The organism is Runella sp. SP2 (assembly GCF_003711225.1).
Lineage (GTDB): Bacteria > Bacteroidota > Bacteroidia > Cytophagales > Spirosomataceae > Runella.
The window spans coordinates 2,893,795-2,912,459 of sequence record NZ_CP031030.1; the positions used below are offsets into that span (position 1 = coordinate 2,893,795).

At 44.9% G+C, this 18,665-nt stretch carries 16 protein-coding genes; 10 read left to right on the forward strand and 6 right to left on the reverse strand.

The genetic code is table 11. From position 1 onward, the window contains the following. Positions 1 to 30: 30 nt before the first annotated feature. The 4 genes from DTQ70_RS12145 to DTQ70_RS12160 form a co-directional block, all read right to left on the reverse strand. Positions 31 to 1,173: a hypothetical protein gene (locus DTQ70_RS12145; protein ID WP_122931040.1), complete on the reverse strand. Its 1,143-nt coding sequence runs from the start codon at positions 1,171 to 1,173 to the stop codon at positions 31 to 33. A gap of 131 nt (positions 1,174 to 1,304) precedes the next feature. Next, positions 1,305 to 1,919: a YceI family protein gene (locus tag DTQ70_RS12150; protein WP_122931041.1), complete on the reverse strand. Its 615-nt coding sequence runs from the start codon at positions 1,917 to 1,919 to the stop codon at positions 1,305 to 1,307. A gap of 148 nt (positions 1,920 to 2,067) precedes the next feature. Then, entirely contained in the window at positions 2,068 to 2,559 is a 492-nt protein-coding gene (locus DTQ70_RS12155; RefSeq protein ID WP_122931042.1) for a MarR family winged helix-turn-helix transcriptional regulator, read from the reverse strand. A 159-nt stretch (positions 2,560 to 2,718) separates the two neighbouring features. After that, positions 2,719 to 4,656: a hypothetical protein gene (locus tag DTQ70_RS12160; protein WP_122931043.1), complete on the reverse strand. Its 1,938-nt coding sequence runs from the start codon at positions 4,654 to 4,656 to the stop codon at positions 2,719 to 2,721. 177 nt (positions 4,657 to 4,833) lie between these two features. On the opposite strand from DTQ70_RS12160, the gene nuoL reads away from it, so the two are divergent. Next, positions 4,834 to 6,828, forward strand: coding sequence for an NADH-quinone oxidoreductase subunit L (gene nuoL / locus DTQ70_RS12165; protein WP_122931044.1), 1,995 nt, complete (start codon positions 4,834 to 4,836; stop codon positions 6,826 to 6,828). Between the two features lie 9 nt (positions 6,829 to 6,837). Beyond that, the gene (locus DTQ70_RS12170; RefSeq protein ID WP_122931045.1) at positions 6,838 to 8,424 is read left to right on the forward strand and encodes a NuoM family protein; all 1,587 of its coding nucleotides are present in this window, start codon (positions 6,838 to 6,840) and stop codon (positions 8,422 to 8,424) included. An 83-nt stretch (positions 8,425 to 8,507) separates the two neighbouring features. Here the strand turns inward: DTQ70_RS12170 and DTQ70_RS12175 are convergent, their stop codons facing one another. Beyond that, positions 8,508 to 9,506 (reverse strand): lysylphosphatidylglycerol synthase domain-containing protein, encoded by a 999-nt coding sequence (locus DTQ70_RS12175; protein WP_122931046.1) that lies wholly within the window; start codon positions 9,504 to 9,506, stop codon positions 8,508 to 8,510. Between DTQ70_RS12175 and ruvC the strand changes: the two genes are divergently transcribed. The 8 genes from ruvC (at position 9,505) to DTQ70_RS12215 (ending at position 16,879) form a co-directional block, all read left to right on the forward strand. Further along, positions 9,505 to 10,092: a crossover junction endodeoxyribonuclease RuvC gene (ruvC, locus tag DTQ70_RS12180; RefSeq protein ID WP_122931047.1), complete on the forward strand. Its 588-nt coding sequence runs from the start codon at positions 9,505 to 9,507 to the stop codon at positions 10,090 to 10,092. The genes DTQ70_RS12175 and ruvC overlap by 2 nt on opposite strands. 149 nt (positions 10,093 to 10,241) lie before the next feature. Further along, on the forward strand, positions 10,242 to 11,444 hold the full coding sequence (locus tag DTQ70_RS12185) for an AI-2E family transporter (protein ID WP_122931048.1): 1,203 nt from the start codon (positions 10,242 to 10,244) through the stop codon (positions 11,442 to 11,444). 114 nt (positions 11,445 to 11,558) lie between these two features. After that, positions 11,559 to 13,379 (forward strand): alpha-amylase family glycosyl hydrolase, encoded by a 1,821-nt coding sequence (locus tag DTQ70_RS12190; protein WP_122931049.1) that lies wholly within the window; start codon positions 11,559 to 11,561, stop codon positions 13,377 to 13,379. A 32-nt stretch (positions 13,380 to 13,411) separates the two neighbouring features. Further along, positions 13,412 to 13,870: a hypothetical protein gene (locus DTQ70_RS12195; protein ID WP_122931050.1), complete on the forward strand. Its 459-nt coding sequence runs from the start codon at positions 13,412 to 13,414 to the stop codon at positions 13,868 to 13,870. A gap of 54 nt (positions 13,871 to 13,924) precedes the next feature. Then, positions 13,925 to 14,719, forward strand: a complete 795-nt coding sequence (locus tag DTQ70_RS12200) for a transglutaminase family protein (RefSeq protein WP_122931051.1) — start codon at positions 13,925 to 13,927, stop codon at positions 14,717 to 14,719. A gap of 226 nt (positions 14,720 to 14,945) precedes the next feature. Then, on the forward strand, positions 14,946 to 15,668 hold the full coding sequence (locus DTQ70_RS12205; protein ID WP_122931052.1) for an OmpA family protein: 723 nt from the start codon (positions 14,946 to 14,948) through the stop codon (positions 15,666 to 15,668). A gap of 35 nt (positions 15,669 to 15,703) precedes the next feature. Then, positions 15,704 to 16,177, forward strand: a complete 474-nt coding sequence (locus DTQ70_RS12210; protein WP_122931053.1) for a hypothetical protein — start codon at positions 15,704 to 15,706, stop codon at positions 16,175 to 16,177. Between the two features lie 72 nt (positions 16,178 to 16,249). Next, a complete protein-coding gene (locus DTQ70_RS12215) occupies positions 16,250 to 16,879 on the forward strand; it encodes a porin family protein (RefSeq protein WP_164489988.1) in 630 nt (209 codons plus the stop codon). 100 nt (positions 16,880 to 16,979) lie between these two features. Here the strand turns inward: DTQ70_RS12215 and DTQ70_RS12220 are convergent, their stop codons facing one another. Further along, the gene (locus tag DTQ70_RS12220; protein ID WP_122931055.1) at positions 16,980 to 18,551 is read right to left on the reverse strand and encodes a Na+/H+ antiporter; all 1,572 of its coding nucleotides are present in this window, start codon (positions 18,549 to 18,551) and stop codon (positions 16,980 to 16,982) included. Positions 18,552 to 18,665 lie beyond the last annotated feature (114 nt).

An 18,665-nucleotide genomic window follows, 5' to 3' on the forward strand; every position in this document is an offset into this window, starting at 1 on the left:
GTTTGTTATGTTTGATGAAAGAGGTAATTTCTATTTTACTCGCTCGTCGTTGGTATAGACCCCAACTTCTTTGCGACCATTACGGTGATAAAATGCGCCTTGTCCATTGCGTTTTCCGTTGGCAAAGATACCCACAAATCGATCACCATCCACGTAATAGTACGTTCCCTTTCCATTGGGTAAATTATTTTGGAAAATACCGACGTATTTATCGCCATTGGGGAAATAATAAGCGCCGTAGCCCGCACGTTGGTCGGCTTGAAAATCGCCTTTGTACTTCATTTTTCCGTCGGGATAATATTGAACCCCAATGCCATGACGACGCCCCATCCGAAAATCTCCTTCGTATCGCTCACCGCTTTCGTGTACGTAAATGCCGTAACCATTTTCACAATTTCCCGCAGTACACCCTACCTTTTCGTCTTCTTCTTCCTCCTCTTCGTCATCGTCAGAAGCAGGAAACGAGCCAGTGTTTGTGGAGGCGACCGTTACTGGAATTTTACTTTGATTTTTGGCCGTTAGGGGTGCTTCCGATTTCGACGGTGTAGTGGTCATTGTTAGCCCTGCTGCATCCATCCAACCTTGCCGAATGGCGTCAATGCGGTATGTTTTGGCGGGATGAGAATACGTTGCTTTGTCATCGCCCAAGGTTTTGATGGCCACCAGCGACTCTTCTAATGAAGCTCCAAGACGCTGCATGACAAAACCTGAAAAACGGTCGGCTTCGAGTTCTTTTTGCGGACGCGCCCCTTTTCCATCAATGGTGTGGCCTTGTAAATGATGCCCAATTTCGTGAGCTACAATACTGATGGCCGACCAGTCGGTGTGGGTTACGTTTTCAACCCGCTTCATAAACGCACCGTCATAAACGATGTAGCGTTGCCCATCCACCACGGTTGCAAAGCAGTTTTCGGTGTTGGGACACTCGACCACGATAAAATTTCGCAGCAATCCCACTTGCTTTAAGATTCGGTCCACGACCGCTTCGGCGTGCTGGTTGGAGCGAAAGCTCAGGTAGTTACAAATGTCTTTGGGTGATTGGAGTTGTTTAAATCCAAAATAATGACAAACGAAGGCATCATCTTCGGGGTTGTCGTTTTTTTGGGTTGCCGCAGGAGTTTGGGCAAACGAATAACTTGAAAGAGCTGTTAATAGGCAGATTAGGCGTTTCATAAGTGGTTGCAGTCAGGAATCGCATTATTGAAAAAACGACAGTTAAGTTCAAAAATTACATTCCCCAGAAAAAATAAAAACCTCTCCCAAAACTCAGGAGAGGCTTTCTGATTTTCTCAAAATAGGTCAAGTTACTTTGCAGCAGCCAATGTCAAGTCGATAGCGAAATCATCATAAATCGCTTTATCACCGATGTTAGCAAAGAATGTTTTTGAGCCGTAACGAATATCCCACTTTGTACGGTCAAGCGTGATTTTAGCGTTAGCAGTTACTCCTTTTGCATCAGCTTTCACTGTAGCTGGGAAAGTTACGCTTTGAGTAATTCCTTTGATTGTCAAATCGCCAGTGATGTTGATGTTTGCACCTGTTCCGTCCACTTTCTTGATGACGAACTTTGCTTTTGGATGCTTTTCTACCGAGAAGAAATCATCTGATTTTAAGTGACCCACCAATTTCGCGTTGTACCCTGCATCAGTCAAGTCATCACATTTGATGGTCGTCAAGTCAATTTCAAAAGAACCGCCAGTTACTTTAGCGCCGTCCACGGTCAACGAACCATTTGCCAATGAGACTGTTCCGTAGTGCTCACCAGTTACTTTTTTCGCGTTCCATTTTACCACACTTTTCGACGCATCTACTTTGTAAGCAACTGCCTTTTTCGAGCTATTTTTTTCAGTAGCAGAAGCACCGCTAACGGCCAACAAACCAGCTACCAACACACTTGCAATCATTTTCATTGTTTTCATTGTACTTAATTGTAGTTAAAAAATTATTGTTTATTGTGAATTTTGAAAGTTTTAAACGTTAAAAATGTACTAATTACAAACTAGGTTTATCGAATTAATAGGTTTTGACTCTATAACACTTAAACGTGCAAAATTAGTTCGCATCAACCTACTCTTCGACAGATGGGCACTGGCTTTCTTCAACAGCACCTGACCCTCTAAGGCGGTCAAGCAAGTCGCTTAGTGTGCTCGCTTCTTCTTCAGTCAGCCGCTTCAACTGGTTTTCCCATACTTCCTGCATATTGTCCAGTTCCAACAAAATTGTCAACCCTTCTTCTGTAATCACTACATCCACTGCTCGGCGATCACTTGGGCATTCCGTACGGCGAACATACCCCTTAACCAATAGTTTATCAACCAAGCGAGAAGCGTTCGACATTTTGTCAAGCATCCGCTCAATGATGTCATTTACTCGTACTGGCTTCGGATGTTGACCTCGCAATATGCGTAATACGTTGTATTGCTGAGGAGTCAAATCGTAGGGCTTCAATAGACAAGCCTGACTATTTGATAACCAGTTTGTTGTATAGAGCAAGTTAATCGCGACTCGCTGATACGGATTTTTAAACTTTGTTTGTTTGATGTCAGTTTCGATAGACATGGTACGTGTGTCATATTTGACGTTGCAAATATATGATGTATTTACATTATATGTCAATACATTTAATTTATTTTTTTAGAAAAAATTGAAAATAAAAATTTATCTCTTTGATAATCATCTAATTAGATAATTAACAAAATTTCAACAATTATTTTCTTTTTACTTAAACTGGACGATTTCGGGGGCTGAAATGTCGAAATCCCTAAACCTTAACGGTGGGACTCCGTCGAAATTGGCCCGAAATGGCTGCCCAATGTCTGGGATTCCCGAATAAATACTGAGCCGAACCTGAAAAGTTGTAAACGTCAGATTTTCGTTTCGGAACCTAAACCCAAGTCCATAGCCAGCAAAAGGTTTGTTTCGGAAGAGGTATTGTCCACTAAAGGCAGTCCATCCCAAATCGGCAAAAGTAAAAGGTGCTACCCGAAAACCCAAAAAATTGAGTGGACTAAAGAAAACGGTCTCCGCACCAATGACCATTTTTCGGGTACCGCGCAGCTCGTCGCTGGTGATCCCCCTAATGCCCTCATTACCACTTATATTAAAATATTCATTCGCAAACCGATTGAACCCCCAAGCAAATTTGAGGTTAATAAAATGCCGCGCGTACCATTCTCCTCCAAAGCGATGCAATGGAGTAAAGTAATTGTTTTCGGTGCTAAAAACCCCTTGCTCGGTAGCTCCTTCTTTTATATAAGTGCCGATGTTGGTGAGGTTGTATAAGTACCCAATTTTAATGTAACGCGCCCTCGAATATTTTAAACCTATGTATTTTCGGTCGCCCAATTCGGCGGGATCGCTGCCATAAACAAACGACACCAAATCTCCCACGGGTACGTCTTCAGTTCGACCGAAGCCATAAATCAATAAGTCGCGCTGGTATCGGCGGTTGGAGTACCCAATGCTCAACAAAGTTGGGCGGGTATTTTGGAAGAGTTGGTTAGTGCTATCCGTCACGCTGCGGTCACGATTGTAGAACGACTGACGCGTATGCCGCAAAGCCACCACAAACCGAGCCCGTTCACGCAGTTTATCATCACCAAAAAATATACGAAAAGAGCGACCCATCCACGCATCAAACAGTACGTATTGCGACCAAAAATAATTTCTTACGGAGCGCCCAGTCAGGGAATCGAGGGTAAATTCAAACAACCGACGATTGTAGTACCCCAATTCGATGGCTCCCGCATATTTCATTTGGGGGGTTAAGAAAGGGCGGTAGGCTTTAAATGAAAGCTGTTTTTGGTCGCGTTGAACGTTGAGTATCCCCTCCCCCGCCACAAACGATTTGCCAAAAGATGGAATAAAATAACGACCTGCATATTCCAAACGCTGTCGTTCATCGCGGCCGTTGTATGAAACGGTATTTTTGAATGATTGTCCCAATCCACGAAAATTTCGTTGTTCTATGCCAATCGTAAAATTATCAAAATTTGAGGCCGAGCCATCGGGCAGCAGCGACCACAAATCTTGGGTATAAACGTGGACATCGACGGCATCCTTGGCATTGCGAAAGGGGACAATGACAATTCGCGCATCGTGAAAAATTCCCTGTTGACGCAAATAACGCTCGTTGTCGCGCATTTTTTCTGGGTCAATAACGTCGCCTTCCTCAAAAAAAAGATAATTTCTTAGAATCGTTCGTTCGCGGGTACTTCGGTGCAATTTATTTCCCGTGCGTTCAGTCCAATTTCCTGGCACTTGTAAGGTATCATGCACACTGTAACCAAAAACATCTAAACTATGGATATGAATTTCGCGAATCCAACGGCCCGCAAACGGCAAGTGCGGGTTTTGTTCCATTTGGGCCACTTGTCCCGAATCAATGTGCCGATCAATATCTCGAAACAATACATTGTAAAACGTCTTGGGAATCACCTTTTTAGCTGTTTTCCCAAAGGCGGTATCTTTGGCCGTAGGGGCATCTAGTTTTGCTTTAAAGAGGCTATCAATGGGCAAAGAAACCCGCGTTGTGTCTTTGATTTTAGTACTTTTTCGGGGGTCAGGCCGTTCAATAGTGGGCTTCTGCGCCAACGACGACACCGTCATCAGCACAAATACCACCCACAAAAGTCCATTTTTTGTCATGAAAGCCATTTCCCTAACCACCGCTTGCGATTCGTAGTACTACATACGAGAAAAATCAGTTGAAAATTAAAGAAACTTAGTCAAAATCATTACTCTTCTGCGAATTTTTAGAAACAGCTTTACAGTAAACTTCTGAAAGTTGGCAGATAGTTTTTACTTTTGCCCTCGCAAAAGGCTAACGTTTGAATGTTTTCAAAGCTACTCATTCTTCTTTTTTTACCCTTGGTTAGTTGCCTCGGGCTGTTGTCAGTAGGCAAAAAAGCCAATGCTTGGGCAGGTTGGGTCGCATCCTTTGTTTCTCTCCTCGGGCTTGGTATCTCGCTTTATCTGTTTCAATCGTGGGTAGATGCTCCGCAGCAGTTTGCCGTTGAGTGGTTTCAGCTCAAAGAAAAATCATTTACGTTATCGCTTCAAACCGACAACCTTACGCTCATTATGCTTATTCTTGTGCATTTTGTGGCGTTGTTGGTTCAGCTTTTCTCCATCAGCTACATGCACGACGATGCGGGGCAGTGGCGGTATTTTGCTTTTTTGGGCGTGTTTGTCTTTTCGATGTTATTGATTGTGCTCGCTGGCAACCTATTTTTAATGTACGTAGGTTGGGAATTGGTGGGTTTGTCTTCCTATTTATTAATTGGATTTTGGTACGAAAAACCAAGGGCGGTTTGGGCAGCAAAAAAAGCTTTTATCCTCAACCGAATTGGCGACGCGGGCTTTTTAATGGGAATTTTGCTCCTATTTTGGTATTTCGGAACGAGCGAATTATCGGTGCTAAGTTCGCAGTTGGCGGTTAACAGTTTACAGGTTATAGTTTCTGGTAATGAATTGACACTCATTGGCTTGCTGCTTTTTTGTGGAGCCGTAGGGAAATCCGCACAATTTCCCCTTTCAGCTTGGCTTCCTGACGCCATGGAAGGCCCAACGCCCGTTTCGGCACTGATTCACGCCGCAACCATGGTGGCAGCGGGGATTTTTTTGTTAGCAAGAATTTATTTTTTACTGACGCCTGATGCCCTTACCATCATCGCCCTCATTGGCGGAATTACCATGGTGATGGGTGCTTACCGCGCCATTTTTCAAACAGACATCAAAAAACTTTTGGCCTACTCCACCATTTCACAACTAGGCTTGATGGTACTCGGAATGGGGATTGGCGCGCGCGAAGCAGCTTTGTTTCACTTATTGACCCACGCTTTTTTCAAAGCAGGGCTATTTTTGTGCGCAGGAGCCGTCATACACGCCGTACATACACAAGACATGCGGCAGATGGGCAACCTACGCCCCAAAATGAAAATCACCTTCATCGCTTATTCGATTTGTGCAGCGGCATTGGCAGGCTTACCGTTCTTTTCGGGCTTTTTATCGAAAGACGCGATTTTGGTAGAAACATTTGCTTGGGCTTCGCAACGCACTGCCATTGCGTACGTCTTACCCGTCTCAGCCCTTGTTTCAGCTGGGCTAACGGCCTTTTATATTACAAAACAGTGGCGTTTGGTCTTTCTAACGCGACCTACTTCCGAAACGGTGGTGCACTCGCCTGAAATACAAGAAGCCGATAAGCTCATGCAGCTTCCGATGGTTTTGTTGGCAGGATTGTCGGTTTTTGTGTGGTTTTCTATCAACCCTTTAGACGCCGCACACGGTTGGTTTTTCCAACTTTTCCCTAGTAAATTTAGTCATGAATGGCATACCATCGTTGCTACTTTATCAATAATTGTTGCAGCAGTAGGCATTAGTTTGGGATACATTTGTACTTTTAATCACAACATTCCATCTATTGTTCAGCAATTTGGGACATTGCACGATGCCATCAAAAAAGCATACGAACAAGGTTGGAATTCGGTCAAGCATCAACTCCAAATCCTAAGAGAGCACGACCCCGAAACGGAGCAGTTTTTGTTTTTAATAAGTCCTCTCCAAAAAATTGGACAATGGCTGTATCATCTCGATAGCAAAATTGTGGATGTAACCGTCAATGGATTTGCTTATTTAACCGTCATTATCGCTCATATCATTGGTCGTTTTGACCGAATGGTCGTCGATGGAGCAGTCAACGGTGCGGCCTGGCTGGCAAGGTTTGTCGGCAGCCGAACCCGCAACCTTCAAAATGGCCAAGCCCAATCTTATTTTGTAGTCGTTCTCGTAGGAATTATCGCTGTTATCCTGTGGGTACTCCACTGAAACTAAGTTATGAAGATACCTTATTTACTTTCTTTTTTTGTATTTCACCCTCTGGTAGGTACGATTGCTATTCTACTGATTTCTAACCGTTTCAAACACACGTACAAATGGATTACGTTGTTTTTTACGGCTTGTCAAGTGCTTGTATCGGGGGTTTTATACGCCATGTACGACACCTCCAACCCTGCTCCCCAGTTCGTCGAAAAAGCAGATTGGATTACGCTTTCGTTGGGCAACATGGGCACCGTTTCCATTGATTACCTGCTCGGAATTGACGGTATCAGTTTTCCAATGGTCTTACTAACGTCGGTCGTCATGCTGGTGGGAGCGATTTCTTCTTGGAATATTGACAAACGCGAGAAGGCTTATTTTTCCTTGTATTTATTATTAACTACCAGTATCACAGGCTGTTTTATTGCCCTCGACTTCTTCTTATTTTTCCTCTTCTTTGAGTTTATGTTGTTGCCCATGTATTTTTTGATTGGGCTGTGGGGAGGACCACGTCGCGAATACGCTTCTATCAAATTCTTTCTTTATACGCTTGTCGGTTCTTTGCTTATTCTGATTGTAATGATTGGCCTTTACCTATCGGTGATTGACCCCGTCGAGTCACAATTGACCCAAACGATGGTTCATACCTTTGACCTTCGTTATATGACTGATATGCGCAACTACCTACCCAACAGCTTATTGTCGTTATCGGGTGAGGTTTATTTATTTGGAATACCTTCACGAATGCTGGCCTTTTGGTTGTTGTTTCTTGGTTTTGCCATCAAACTTCCCATTGTCCCTTTGCACACGTGGCTACCCGACGCCCACGTAGAGGCCCCAACGCCTGTATCGGTGGTGCTTGCGGGGATTTTGCTGAAAATTGGGGGCTACGGTTTGTTGCGAATCGCCTACCCTATTTTCCCCGATGCGGCCAATGAATACGCCTTTGTGTTGGCACTTTTGGGCGTCATTTCCATCGTTTATGGGGGTTTTAATGCCCTTGCCCAAAACGACCTTAAAAAAATGATTGCTTATTCATCAGTCTCGCACATGGGTTTTGTGGTACTCGGAATTGCTTCGCTTACGTCGGAGGGTATCAACGGCGCCATTTATCAAATGGTGAGCCACGGAGTGCTTTCGGCCATGTTATTTTTGGTGGTAGGTGTTATTTACGACCGTACTCACAACCGCCTCATCGACAGCTACCGTGGACTGATTGGCCCAATGCCTATTTATACTGTGCTTACTGGAGTAGCCTTTTTTGCTTCGCTAGGTTTGCCAGGTTTTTCGGGCTTTGTGGGCGAATTATTCACCCTCATGGGAGGTTTCAAATCGGCAGTAGTTCCAACTTGGGTAGCAGCCCTTGGCACCATAGGCATTATTTTAGCCGCCGCTTATTTTCTATGGACACTCCAACGGATGTTTTTGGGGAAATTATGGGCCAAAAATCAAGACGATTTGGCAGTTTTGTATGACCTAGATACCCGTGAAAAATGGATGTTGGTGCCGCTGGCATTGCTGGCATTCCTTATCGGGATTTTGCCAAATAGCCTTTTTCAGCTTTCGGACAAAACAGTAAGTCAGTTACTCAAGGTTTTTGAATAAACAGGGGCGGGTTGTGAGCAACCCTTAACACAATCAGAACAATACGTTGGTCAGGTTGTGAGCAACCTGACTCACATATGCCCTCAATTCCACCATTTTAGTTTAAAAGTCCAAACCGTTCCTATCAATACAGGAAGAAGAATATTAATACACCAAAGCGTCAGCGTTACTGCTAAAATACGCGCAGGTTCGACGTCGTAAAAGCTAAAAACGTAAAGGGAAGAAGCTTCGCGAATGCCCAAATCACCCAAAAAATTGAGGGCTGGGATGAGGGTTTTGGCAAAAAAGACTAGAAAAATACCCGCTATGGCCACATCAAAAGGGAGATTTACCTCAAAAAGCCAAAGTAACAACGCAAACTGAAGGGTAAAAACGCCATAACGCAAGATTGCCCAACGAAACGCCTGACCAATTTCGGATAATGTATATTCTGCAATGACTTTTACGTAAGGATCTACCCATCGAAACAATCGAAAGCGAACCAAAAACTGCTCGGCTTCACCGCGTTTGGTCATCAATACCCCACCAAAAACAAGGGTCATCACCAAGGCCAGCAACAGCAGCACCTGCGGCCATTGTTGTAAAGTAGGTTGATGATATACCCAAAACCCCCAACCCAACGTACCAAAAAACAGGGACACAAAAAACTGTAATCCATTGGAAAGCAGCGCTGCTCCTACCCCCGACAGACGTTGATGACTTTGTAACGAAAGCACCCTTCCTGCTGCATCACCGACGTTGTTGGGCATTAAAAACCCCAACGCAAGTCCCGAAAGCACCCCTTGAAAGGCTTGTCCGAAGCTGATTTTTTCGATTTTTTGGGCTAAAAGTTGCCATTTACGGCTTTCGCAAGCCCAGTTGATGGGGGTCAGGAAAAGAGCGAACCCAAGGATTTTCCAATGACCTTGCTGTAAATGGAAAAGCAAAAGCCGATACACTTCCCCCAAACTTTGTCCTTTGGCCTCCACGCTGACGTACAGGTAGAGCAACATCCCCAAAAAAAGGAGCCATTTGAACACCCAAGTGATTTTTTTGAGCGAAGAAAGCCGAGAAAACCACGAAGGGCTGTTACTTTGCGTCATGCAAGATCAACAATCAAATCTGACTGAAAAAATTATTTTAGGGATTGACCCTGGAACCCGTATTGCAGGATACGGTGTCATTCGTATTATTGGTGCTCGTATCGACTTACTTCAATACGGCGTCTTAAAACTCGACAAATATAGTAGCCATGAACTAAAACTGAAGAAAATTTTTGACCGTATCACCCAACTTATCGAAGAATTTTTGCCCGATGAAATGGCCGTGGAAGACCCTTTTTACGGAAAAAACCCCCAGTCGATGCTCAAATTGGGGCGTGCTCAGGGTGTAGCAATGGCCGCTGCGCTCAACCGAAACATTCCGATTGTGGAATATTCGCCCAAAACCGTAAAAATGTCGGTGACGGGTAACGGTAATGCCTCCAAAGAACAAGTGGCTTTTATGTTGGAAAGCATCCTAAAGATGCCTCTACAACCCGAATACCTCGACGCCACCGATGCCGTCGCCATTGCGATTTGCCATCATTACCACGCCAACGCCTTACCTTCGGCAGCGGCCAAAAAGAAAGGTGCAAAAAAAGGCGGTTGGTCAGCCTTTGTGAGTGAAAATCCGAATCGAATCAAGTAATTCTTTACCACCTTCCCGAAAGTTTGAAACTTTCGGGAAGGTAGCTATTAACTTTCGGGAAGGTGGGGAAAAACATCTACGAACTCGCCACACTAACCACTGGAACGATGATTTAGGCGTATAGTACAGGTCTTTTAACCTTTACTCGTATGCCACCGACTACAACACCTCCTACCGCGTTTCAGCTTCCGTACGTTGCCCGTTTGGGTTTCGTATTGCTCAGTGTCACATTATTGGTGTACTGGATGCACGTTTTGGGGTCTATTGTTACCCTGCTGCTCTTCTCCATCATTTTGTCGATGGCCATGTTTCCCCTTACCAAATGGCTCGAAAAAAAGGGACTTCCGAATACTTTGTCCATCACCCTCGCTATTTTAGCGTTTACGGCCGTTTTTGTAGGGATTGGCTTTGTGATTGGGTACGAGGTCAACGAATTTATGCAAATGCTCCCCAAAATGCTTTCCAAAATGGAATCGTGCGCGGCGCAGATGCAGCAATGGGCGTACGAGCATTTGAAGATTTCGCACAAAATGCAAGTGAATAAGCTGCAAGAATATACGCAAAATCTAAGCTCCAAAAGCGGCGATATGGTCGGTTCGGCGGTTACAACCACGGGGTCGATGCTCGGAATGCTCGCAATAGTCCCCGTTTTTATCTTTTTTATTTTGTACTACCGCAACATGCTGACGCAGTTTTTGTACAAAGTTTTTAGCAACACCCCAAAGTCGAAGCTGAACGGCGTTTTTAGCAAAATTTATGAAGTCGTACATAATTACCTCTACGGCCTGTTTCTGGTAACCCTTATTGTAGGTACGCTTAACTCGATTGGTTTATTGGCTTTGGGTATTCAATCAGCCTTTTTCTTTGGTTTTTTGGCAGCCGTTTTGCTCATCATTCCGTATTTTGGGATACTCATTGGTTCTATCCTACCCATTGTGGTAGCGCTTGTTACCAAAGAATCGCCCATGTATGCACTCGGCGTGGCTGGTATTTTTTTCTTTGTCCAAATTTTAGAAGGAAATTTTATTACACCCTACATCGTGGGTTCTAAAATCAGCATCAACCCACTGGCTGCTATTGTCGCGCTATTTCTTGGCGAAATGCTGTGGGGCATTGCTGGAATGGCCCTCGCTTTACCACTTACGGCCATCTTGAAAGTTATTTTTGACTCAGTTTCTTACCTAAAACCCTACGGCTACGTCTTGGGAGAGCCTGAGGTGGACAAAGAACGCGAAATAAAAAGCACCAAAATTCAGGCCCTCGAACGAGAACTGGTTGAAACCATCCACGAAACTACGGATGAAGTAAAGGCTATTTTCCACAAGAAAAAAGCTGTCAAAAAAGCATCTTAATATCGGGGAATAAATTCCCCATTTTTTACCCAATATTGGTGGCAAATGGGCTTGGCATACGATTTTTATATCAAATAGCATAATTGTAAACCACTAGAAAACAGCATATAAGCCATGAAAACAATTGAAATCTCAGACATACAAGCAAGTACCATTGCAGGCATGGGAGCCGTACCACATTCGGAAGGTGTTTCGTTTAGGGTTTGGGCTCCCAACGCCAAAGCAGTATCGGTAGTTGGAGATTTCAACAGTTGGAATAATGAAGCAACGCCCCTTTCGCACGAAGAAAATGGGTATTGGTCGGTCAATGTTCCAGGCGCAACAATTGGACAAGAATACAAATACGTGCTTTTCACGGAGGTTGCAGAATTGATGCGCAACGACCCTTATGCCCGACAATTGACCAATTCGGTTGGCAACAGTATCGTGCATGACCCACATTTTGATTGGGCAAATGATGACTCTTTTCGGATACCCAACTGGAACGAAATGGTCATATATGAGCTACACATTGGGACTTTTAATGCAAAAGGAGAAGGCAAAATTGGCGATTTTTATTCAGCCATTGAGCGTCTCGACTACCTTAAAGCACTAGGAATCAATGCTGTAGAAATTATGCCCATTGCCGAATTTCCTGGCGGATACTCGTGGGGATATAACCCTGCCCATCCTTTCGCAGTAGAATCGGAATATGGTGGGCCGTTGGGCTTGAAAAGTTTTGTAAAAGCCGCCCACGAAAAAGGTATTGCCGTTATTTTGGATGTCGTCTATAACCACTTTGGCCCCACTGACATGGACTTATGGCAGTTTGACGGCTGGAGTGAAAACAATCTTGGAGGAATTTATTTTTACAACGATTGGCGGGCAACTACCCCTTGGGGAGATACCCGCCCCGATTACGGTCGGCCAGAAGTGCGTCAGTATATTCGTGACAATGCCTTGATGTGGCTCGAAGAATATCACTTGGATGGTCTCCGAATGGACATGATTCCGTACATGCGAAATGTCAACGCCGACGGAAACCCCGACAACGATTTAGCGGAAGGTTATTCGTTGATACAGTGGATTAATTCGGAAATCAGGGAAAAATTTCCCCACAAATTTACGGTTGCCGAAGACCTCCACACCCTTTCATCCATCACCGATAGTGTCGCAAACGGTGGGCTTGGGTACAGCAGTCAATGGGATGCCCAGTTTGTCCACCCCGTACGAGAAGCTATCATTGCGATGCACGACGCCGACCGCAACATGGATGCGATTGCCCATGCCATTACGCACAAATACAACAACGACGCTTTTCAACGGGTCATTTATACTGAATCGCACGATGAGGTGGCCAACGGCAAGGCACGGGTCGTTCAGGAAATTGCGGGCGAAGGCGACGTCGATAACTGGTATGCCAAAAAGCGTTCCATTTTAGGAGCCGTGCTTACGCTCACTTCCCCAGGCATTCCGATGCTTTTTCAAGGGCAGGCATTGCTCGAAGACAAATGGTTTGATGATACCGACCCAATCGATTGGAGTCGCCTGTCGGCACATAAAGGTATTGCTAAACTTTACCGAGATTTGATTCATCTAAGGCTCAACAAACACCAAACCACGGCTGGGCTTTCGGGACAACATGCGATGGTATTGCACCTCGACCACGAACGTAAAATTATCGCCTTTTATCGTTTCCGAAACGGCGGATACAACGACAACACCATTGTGATCATCAACTTTTCGCAAGAACCCGCCCACGATTTTGGCATTCGTTTTCCCAAAAGAGGGCACTGGCGATTGCGTTTCAACAGCGATTGGGACGGCTATGACGCCGATTTTGACAATCATTTTACCAGTGATTTAATTGCCGTTGGAGTCGAAGAATCCAGACATTTATTGGTTCAAGTTCCATTGGGAGCCTATGCTGCCCTCATTTATTCACTCGAAAACTAACATCCTATTTCACTCATAAACATCACAAAATCATGAAAAAAGCAACCATCATCGTCGCTGCCATGTTGGCATTCGGAACAATCTCATTATCAAGCTGCTCGCGCGAAGAAAAACGCGAAGTTGCCGACAACGTACAAAATGCCCAAGATGAGGTAAAAGATGCGGCTGACAACGTAGCCGAAGACGTAAAAGAAGCCAGAGAAGAAACGGCGGAAGAAATAAAAGAAGCCCGTGAAGAGCTATCGCTTAAAATCGAAAATCGCCGTCAAATCATTAATAGCGAGCTTGACGAGCTAAACGCAAAAATCAAAAAAGCGTCGGCCAAAGAAAAGGATAAATTAGAAGCAAGACGTGACAAGTTGAAAGAAAACTTGAACGACTTAAACGACGATTTGGCGGAAGTAAAAAAAGACGTTAAGCGCGACTGGAAACAGTTTAAACGCGACCTGAACGACCGCATTGACGCCATGCAAAAAGATTTTGAAAACTAGCCATTACACCCCAGTCCAGCTCCACAACGGAGCTGGATTTTTTCACTTCCTCTCATGAAACTCCAAGGCCAAAGTACCCTCATTTACCAAATTCCCCAGCCTGTGCCTGTTCAGATGATGCTCCGCCCGTATCGCCACGACGGACAATCTATTGTAAAAGAGCAGTTTAGCATCCAGCCAAGTGTGCCATTTACCGAATACATTGATGCCTACGGCAACCAATGTCAACGTGCGATTTTACCCGCTGGCGACGTCACTATCACGACCGACGTGGAAGCACTCGTGCAACCCTATTTGGCACCAGCCATTCCTCTACCCGCATATATTCCCGTGGACGAACTTCCCAATGAAGTGATGATGTATTTGTTGGCTAGTCGGTATTGCCAATCCGATTTGATTGATATTCAGAATCTTGCAAGAGAAATCGTTGGAAACAGCGAACTGGGTTATGCCCAAGTGGAAGCAATAAGGACATGGATTAATCAGTCGATTAGCTACCAATATGGCACTACCAACGCTACTACCACAGCCCTCGATACGGCGCAACAACGCGTGGGGGTTTGCCGCGATTTTACCCACCTTGCCATTGCACTGTGCCGCAGCTTGTCCATTCCAGCCCGCATGACGGTCGGCTTTTTAGACCAACTCGAATACATGGATTTGCACGCGTGGTTTGAAGCATACGTAGGTAATCAATGGTACACCTTTGATGCCGTTCAATCGCAAACGCAAGGCTGTCGGGTCGTACTTGGCTACGGGCGCGATGCCGCCGACGTAGCCATGGTCACACAGTTTGGGGCGGCCAATCTGCAATCGCTCACGGTCAACGTACAAGTTTTTCAAGAATAATAAGGTTTCCGCTTTTTATATGTTCCGAAAGCTGCACCAAGTTTGGTGTAGCTTTTTTTGTGGCCATTTGGGAAAAACGGGGAAAAAATTCTACATTTTTTTCTCGCCCAAAAATCAAATATAAACAACACAAAACACTGAATATCAAATATTTAACACAAAACCAAACCTCAACTGGAACAGCTTTTTTAGATTTTACTGCGTCAATCTTTAACATCAACACAGTATGAAAACGAGCATCATCACCTACTTACTTTGTTTCGGATTATTAGCACCGAGCCTCTATATACCTTCGCAAGCCCAAACGTCGTCGAAGAAAAAAACGACCAAAACCAAGCTCAAAAAAACGCAGTCAGGCGCTCTGATTGGTGCGGGAGCGGGAGCGGTTATCGGAGGAATCATTGGTAAAAACAACCGAAATACCGCCATTGGCGCCATCATTGGAGCAACCGTCGGTGGGGCAACGGGTGCCATCATCGGGCAGTCGATGGACAAGAAAGCCGAAAAACTTCGCCAAGATTTAGGACCCGATACCAAAGTAGAACGCGTGGGAGAAGGGGTAAAACTCACGATGAACGACCAACTCCTGTTTGACTTTGGCTCGGCCAAGCTCCGTCCCGAAACACTCGGTAATTTGAGAAAAATGGCCGCCACTCTCAAAAGCGACGACTATACGAATTTGCTCATTGAAGGAAACACCGACAACGTGGGCAGCGAAGCCTTCAACAAAACCTTGTCAGAACAACGCGCCGCTGCCGTATCCAATTTCTTGATAGGCGAAGGTGTTGCCTCAAATCGGGTAAAACTGATTGGTTTGGGCGAAGCAAATCCTATCGCAAGCAACGCATCTGAAACGGGACGCCAGCAAAACCGACGCGTAGAAATTGGAATTTTTGCCAACGAGAAATTAAAACAGCAAGCCGCTCAATCGGCCTTTAATGCCCAATAATCACCATACCTAACTTATTTTAACATACCAAAACCATGAGAACTCGCCTCTTCATCATCGCTTTAGTAGCCATCCTAAGCACTGCCTTCAGCGCTTCTGCCCAAGATTACCGTACGGCCGTGGGACTACGTTTAGGTTCTACCAACGGTATCACTATCAAGCACTTTACCAAAAGAAATGTCGCCCTCGAAGGAATTGTTTCTACCCGCTGGCGGGGAGTTGGCTTGACGGGACTTATCGAAGGACACACCCGCTTTTTGGGAATCAATCGCCTCAATTTTATCTATGGCGCAGGTGGTCACGTCTATATCTGGGGGGAAGGAAACCGTGGCTATGCCCCTTACCAACGCTCAAGCATTGCGGGACTAGACGCCCTTTTGGGACTCGAATACAACTTTCGAGAAGTACCCATCAACCTCGGCATTGACTGGAAACCAACCCTCAATTTCAGCGTTGACAACGGTTTCTGGTGCGACGAAGCCGCCATTTCTATCCGATATGCTTTTTAAGTGGAACGAGTTACGCACAACTCTTTTTTGTTCAAATTCAACCATTATCAAACATTAAAATCAACAATCGCCATGAATCGCAAACACATCATTTTAGCCATCGCTTTTGTAGCCTCAGCCCTTACTTCGTTCGCTCAAGACTCCGAAAACAGAGCACGAACAGGTATCCGTGGTGGACTAAACGCCTCGAATATGTACATCGACGAAGTTACCGACCGCAACCCTCGCTACGGATTTCACGCCAGTTTATTTACCCAATTACCTTTGGTGAAAAATAAATTGTACCTCCAACCCGAAATTGGGTACAGCAACAAAGGAACAACGGCCAGATACAACGTTCTCAATACTTTTCAAGGAGAAAATACTTTTAGCCTCGATTATGTAGAAGTTCCTGTGTTGCTAACGTATAAAATTGGCAATTTTGTTGACTTACACGCGGGTGGTTACGGAGGCTATTTGCTCAATGCCAACACCAAAAGTAAAAGCGATGTTGGCTCCACTCAAATTGAACTTGGGAAGGGCAATTTTAACGAAATTGACTACGGACTTTCGGCAGGTTTGAGTATTTATTTTGGCAAGTTAATGATTGGTACTCGCTACAATTATGGGCTTCGTCCAGTAGCGACCAGCGATGCCGCCAAAGTATTTATGGGTAACGCCAAAAATTCAGTGGGACAAATCAGCGTAGGTTTTACGTTCTAGGCAATGCTGTTGGGGAGGATGTGAGCATCCTCCCCACACCGCTAACATCCTCCCCACACAGCCAACATCCTCTCAGCACGGCCAACATCCTCCCATACTGCTACGAGTACTTCAGCTTCTCTTCATCTAGGTCAATTCCGTGCAATAGTTTTCGCACAATTTCTTCGTCGATTTTATCATCGGTATTATTTTTATTTTGTAGCCAAAGTCGCTGCTGTTCCAACACATCCAAGTAAATGCGCTTGGTTTCTTCGGTCAGTTCTTCAGGTTCTTCATGGCTTTTTTGCTCCCAAAATGCCACTTTAGTCCGTAGTATTTCATTTGTAACAAGGTGTTTACGATAGTTTTGGTGAAAATACTGCAAAGAATGTTCGGCCATTCCCCTTTTTAGCATTGCTTCGGTTTCTTCTTCGGGCAAATAATCCCCATAATCGGGGAGTTCCAGTTTTTTAATCAGCCACGGTAATGTAAGCCCTTGGACTACCAACGTCGTAAGAATCACCACAAACGTAATAAACAAAATAAGGTTTCGGTGGGGAAAAGGCACGCCGTTTACCTCCACAGGAATGGAAAGCGCCGCCGCCAACGACACCACGCCCCGCATTCCTGACCAAGACAACACAACGGGTGCTTTCCAACCTGGGTTGGAATCGGCTACTTGTATAAAATGACTCATTATTTTGGTCGTAACCACAGCGCCAAAAGAAGCGACAATTCGCCCAATAATAAGCACGGCAGTAATGACCAAACCATACCCAATCGCCAGAGGTAGCGCAATTCCTTCTTGCTTGAGCCCTTCGTGGATTTCGGGCAAGTCCAAGCCAATCAGTAAAAAGACCACGCCGTTGAGCACAAAAACAAAGCTTTGCCACACATTTACCCCCCGTAAACGCGACGAGCTTGAAAGAAAAATATGTCTGCGGTTGGCCAATAACAATCCACCACTCACCACCGCCAAGACCCCCGAACTATGGACTTCTTCAGCCGCGATGTACATCACATAAGGCGTCACGAACGAAAGTACAATGTCTATGTTGGCATCGGTAGGTAATAATTGATGGGCCTTCATAAACAACCATCCTACCGCTAATCCAATCACCGAACCACCAACAACCATCCACCCAAAACTTAACGCGGCTTCGTGCCAAACAAACTGTCCCGTGGCGACGGTGAGCATCGCAAAACGAAAGATAATCAGCGAGGAAGCATCATTGAGTAGGCTTTCACCCTCCATGATGGAGGACATTCGTCTTGGTAGTTTCACAAATTTTAAGATGGCGCTTGCACTTACTGCATCGGGCGGTGAAACGATTCCTCCCAACAAAAACCCTAAGGCCAACGAAATACCAGGAATGCACCAATTGGCCACCAAAGCCACCGATAAGGCAGTTAAAAATACCACAACAAATGCAAAACTGCCCACAATTCTCCGCCAACGCCACAGTTCTTTCCACGACATCGCAAAGGCTGCATCGTACAACAACGGAGGTAGGAAAATGATAAAAATCAGTTCAGGTTTGACTTGTATTTTTGGGATACCAGGAAAAAAACTGATGATTAAGCCTGTGATGACCAACAGCACAGGATAGGCTACTTTTATCCTGTCAGCCAGCATAATCAGCAGCAAAATGACGACAATCAGCGTGAGAAAAAAAGGAAAATGTTCAATCATAGATGTAAGAGGTTTGTTGCTTGATGGGTAGGTGGACGTTCAAATGTACATAAAAATTAAAATTACACCACTCATCAAATAATCGGTTGTCGGCAATGGATAAGTACTTTATTT